The sequence below is a fragment of the Paraburkholderia sp. genome, assembly GCF_034668105.1.
Taxonomy (GTDB): domain Bacteria; phylum Pseudomonadota; class Gammaproteobacteria; order Burkholderiales; family Burkholderiaceae; genus Paraburkholderia.
On the sequence record NZ_JAXDPY010000624.1, the window covers coordinates 1 to 4291 of the forward strand.

Consider the following 4291-nt stretch of genomic DNA (forward strand, 5'->3'; position numbering starts at 1 on the left):
AATAAGCGAGCCAGCGGCACATGAGATGTCTCCTGTCGGATACGCTCTACGTTCCCATTGTAAGCAACATCTCCTCTAGTACCTGTGAGCCTATCGTTGCATTCGCGGCGTTCTACATCCCGTTAGCGGCGTGCCGTAGAACCATTTCCAGGTGTTTGAGTTCGCTCTCCAGTGTGTGGTGGTGCATCGGGTCGCCCTCTTTCTCCATACGTTTCGATTTGATGCAGCGCGCATAGCACGTGCCGTGCCCAGAGGGACGGCCAGTGCGTATCGTCCCGTGATCCGTTCGTCAATCCTCGACAATCCTCGGCTATACTGTATGCCTATACAGTGTTTTCAGAGGTGGGCCATGAGCGCAGTTCCGGTGCCCGAAGCGATTCACCAGGATTTGTGGCGGGGTAACCAGCTTGCCCGCGCACGGTCGCGGGTGGTCGACTGTGGCGACGCAGATCTCGCCCGCGAACTGCCGGGCGGTGGATGGCCGCGCGGCGCGCTGACCGATCTGCTCGTGCAGCAGACTGGCTGTGGCGAACTGCGGCTGCTTCGCCCGGCATTGGGACAGTTGGCATCGAAGCGCGTCGTCATGCTTCAGCCGCCCCACGACTTGCAACCGACCGCTTTCGCCTGGTGGGGGCTGGATCCGGCGAACCTCATGACGGTCAAAGCGCCCCGCACGGCCGACGCGCTGTGGGCTGCCGAGCAGATTCTGCGCGCCGGCACATGCGGCGCACTGCTTTTCTGGCAGAACCATGTGCGGCCCGAATCGTTGCGCCGCCTGCACCTTGCCGCGCAGGCATCCGAATCGCTGTTTTTCATGGTCCGGCCACTGGCGACGACACGCGATGCATCGCCCGCCCCCGTGCGGCTCGCCATCCGCGCGGCTAAGGACGGAGTCGATATCCAGTTCCTGAAGCGCCGCGGCCCCGCGCGAGACGAACCGCTGTTCGTCGCGTTGACGCCCTCTCCGATTCTGAATGTAAAACGCAATGCAACTGTGGATCGGCGTCCATCTCCCTTTGTTGTGCCTCGAAGTGTTCCGGCCGAAGTGGTCGCGTGATGGGCACAGTGCAACCGAAGGCCTTGCCGTGCTCGAAAAGGAGCGCGTCATTGCCTCGGATGCGGCTGCGCGCGCCGCTGGGGTATGCATCGGCATGCGTCGCGGCGGCGTACTGACGCTCGCCCCAACTACCCTCATGCGCGAGCGTGACGGAGCAGCCGAAGTCAACGCCGTGCGGGAGGTCGCGACTGGCCTGCTGAACCTGTCACCGCAGGTAGTTATCGCGGAGGAAAGCACCGTGCTGGTCGACGTATCCGCAAGCCTGCGGCTTTTTGGCGGTATCCGGTCGCTACGCCGCATGGCGCGCCGCATTGCAGACGCCATCGGTGTGACGGCCGCCATCAGCATTGCACCAACGGGACAGGCGGCATGGCTGCTCGCGCGCTATCAGGGCGGCGCACACCTTTCGCATGATTCCCTTGCCCGTGGCCTCGCGAGGCTTCCTGTGAATCTGCCCCCGCCCGCACGTCGCCATCTGGACTGGCTTACCGGCATTGGATGCGAGACGGTCGGACAACTCATGCGCCTGCCGCGTGCAGGACTGAAGAAGCGGTGCGGAACGGCTTTGCTCGATCTGCTCGACCGCGCCAGTGGAGATGCCCCCGAAGTGTATGAATGGTATGAGCCGCCGCCCACTTTCCAGGCGCGCGTGGAACTGCCCGATCGCATTGAGCACGCGGAAGCCTGCCTCTTTGCGGCGCGCCGGCTCGTTGTGCAATTGACGGGCTGGCTGTCACAGAAACAGCTTGCCGTGACGCGCATCGTCCTGCTGCTCGAACACGAGCGCGGTCGGGATGCGATCGAGCCGACAACGATTGAAGTGTCACTTGCCGAGCCAACATGGCGCGAGGATCACCTTGTACGCCTGCTGAAGGAACGGCTCACCCGTGTTGAACTGGCGGCCGCCGTCATTGCGCTGCAACTCGTTGTGCAGGAGGTCAGGGAGGCTGAGGCGGCATCGGACTCGCTCTTTCCCGAACCGGGCGGTACGGCCTCCGACCACGCGCGGCTGCTCGAACTGCTGATCGCGCGCCTTGGGCCCGAAAACGTGCTGCGTCCCGCGCCGGTTGCGGACCATCGGCCCGAGGTCGCCGCGCGCTGGGTGTCGGTGACGGACAAGACGAAGTACGTCGCGCCGGCGACGGACACGCCGCGCCCGACATGGCTGCTCGAAGCTCCGATCAAGCTGCTCATGCGTGGCGAACGGCCCTTCTATGGCACACCGCTGCGCACTGTCTCTTCAGGCGAGCGCGTCGAGGCTGGCTGGTTCCAGGGCGAGCCGGTCACGCGCGACTACTTCGTCGCAGAAGCCGACGACCATATCTGCTATTGGATTTTCCGGGAGCGGATCGGCGCGGTCGACGACGATGAGCCGCGCTGGTTCCTGCACGGACTGTTCGGCTAAGTCATGGCCCCGGGTTCCTTCGGCCTGCCCGGTTATGCCGAGTTGCAGTGCGCGTCCAACTTCACGTTCCTGCAGGGCGCCTCGCACGCCGAGGAACTGGCCGCGCGCGCAGCGCAACTCGGATATGAGGCGATCGCCATTACCGACGAGTGTTCGCTCGCGGGGATCGTGCGCGCGCATGTCGCGGCAAAGGAAGCAGGCATCAAGCTGCTGGTCGGCGCGCATTTTCGCCTGACCAACGCAGACGGCTCGCCGGCGCTCGCCTTCACCGCAATTGCGCAGAACCGCGAAGGGTACGGCAACCTGTCCGAACTCATCACGCTCGCGCGCACGCGCACGGCCAAGGGCACCTACCTGCTTTACCCGCACGACCTCGATCATCCTGACCCGCCGTACGCGCATCTGCGCGCCCTGCCCGACTGCCTCATCATCCTGACGCCTGAATTCCCGGCGAAGGAGGCGCGCCTCGACGCACAGGCCGAGTGGGCAGCACGCACCTTTGGAGAGGACCGCTGCTGGATGGGCCTGACACTGCACGCCCGCGCGCTCGATGACCTGCATCGCACCGTTGTGCTGGACGTCGCGGAACGGCACGCACTGAAGGCCGTTGCAACCGGACAGGTGCTCATGCACGTGCGATCGCGCAAGCCGTTGCAGGACACGCTGACCGCCATCCGCCTGAACCGGCCTGTCACTGAGTGCGGCTTCGAGCTCGCCCCGAACGCGGAGCAGCATCTGCGCTCGCGCCTGCGCCTTGCCAATGTCTATCCGGTCGAAGCGCTGGCGCAAACACTGAACATCGCCGGGCGCTGTTCCTTCGTGCTGGACGAACTGCGCTACGAGTACCCGGATGAACTCGTGCCGCCCGGCACCACGCCCACCGCTTACCTGCGTGGTGAAACGTATCTGGGCGCGCAACGTCGTTATCCGCGCGGCATCCCGCACAACGTTCAGGTGCAGATCGAGCACGAACTGTCGCTGATCGCCGACCTGAAGTACGAGCCGTATTTTTTGACGGTGTACGACATCGTCCGTTTCGCGCGCAACGAAGGCATCCTGTGTCAGGGGCGAGGCTCTGCGGCCAACTCCGCTGTTTGCTACTGCCTGGGAGTCACCGAGGTGGATCCGGCGCGCAGTAGCATGCTGTTCGAGCGTTTCATCTCAAAAGAGCGGGCAGAGCCGCCTGACATCGACGTGGACTTCGAGCACCAGCGCAGGGAACAGGTCATCCAGTACATCTACCGGAAGTACACCCGTACGCGCGCCGCTCTGGCGGCAGCCGTGACGACCTACCGCCCGCGCTCGGCAATCCGCGATTCGGGCAAGGCGCTCGGCATCGACCCCGTCATCGTTGATCGGGTCGCGAAGGAACATCACTGGTTTGATTCGAGCGCGGACCTGATCCGGCGATTCGTGGATAGCGGCCTCGATCCTGACACGCCGATGATCCAGCAGTGGGCGACGCTCGCCGCGCAACTGCTGGGCTTCCCGCGTCATCTGTCGCAGCACACGGGCGGCTTTGTGATCGCGCGCGGCAAGCTCTCGCGGCTCGTGCCGGTGGAAAACGCATCGATGCCGGATCGCACAGTCATCCAGTGGGACAAGGACGACCTGGAAGCGCTTGGTTTGCTGAAAATCGACGTGCTCGCGCTCGGCATGCTGTCGGCCATTCGCCGCACGCTCGACCTCGTGTCGCAGCAGCGCGGCGAGCCATTTGAAATGCAGGACATCCCGCCCGAAGACGAAGCGACTTACGACATGGTCTGTGCGGCCGACACCGTTGGCGTGTTTCAGATCGAATCGCGGGCGCAGATGAGCATGTTGCCCCG

Annotated in this window: 3 protein-coding genes; all 3 read left to right on the forward strand. The window is 64.3% G+C overall.

The window, feature by feature from the left end:
• Positions 1–349: 349 nt before the first annotated feature.
• Positions 350–1057, forward strand: a complete 708-nt coding sequence (gene imuA, locus QOC89_RS27340) for a translesion DNA synthesis-associated protein ImuA (protein ID WP_323047886.1) — start codon at positions 350–352, stop codon at positions 1055–1057.
• Positions 987–2462 (forward strand): Y-family DNA polymerase, encoded by a 1476-nt coding sequence (locus QOC89_RS27345; protein ID WP_082201622.1) that lies wholly within the window; start codon positions 987–989, stop codon positions 2460–2462. Before imuA ends, QOC89_RS27345 begins: the two co-directional genes overlap by 71 nt.
• A 3-nt stretch (positions 2463–2465) precedes the next feature.
• The coding region (locus QOC89_RS27350; protein WP_323047887.1) for a PHP domain-containing protein at positions 2466–4291 on the forward strand (1826 nt) is incomplete at its 3' end.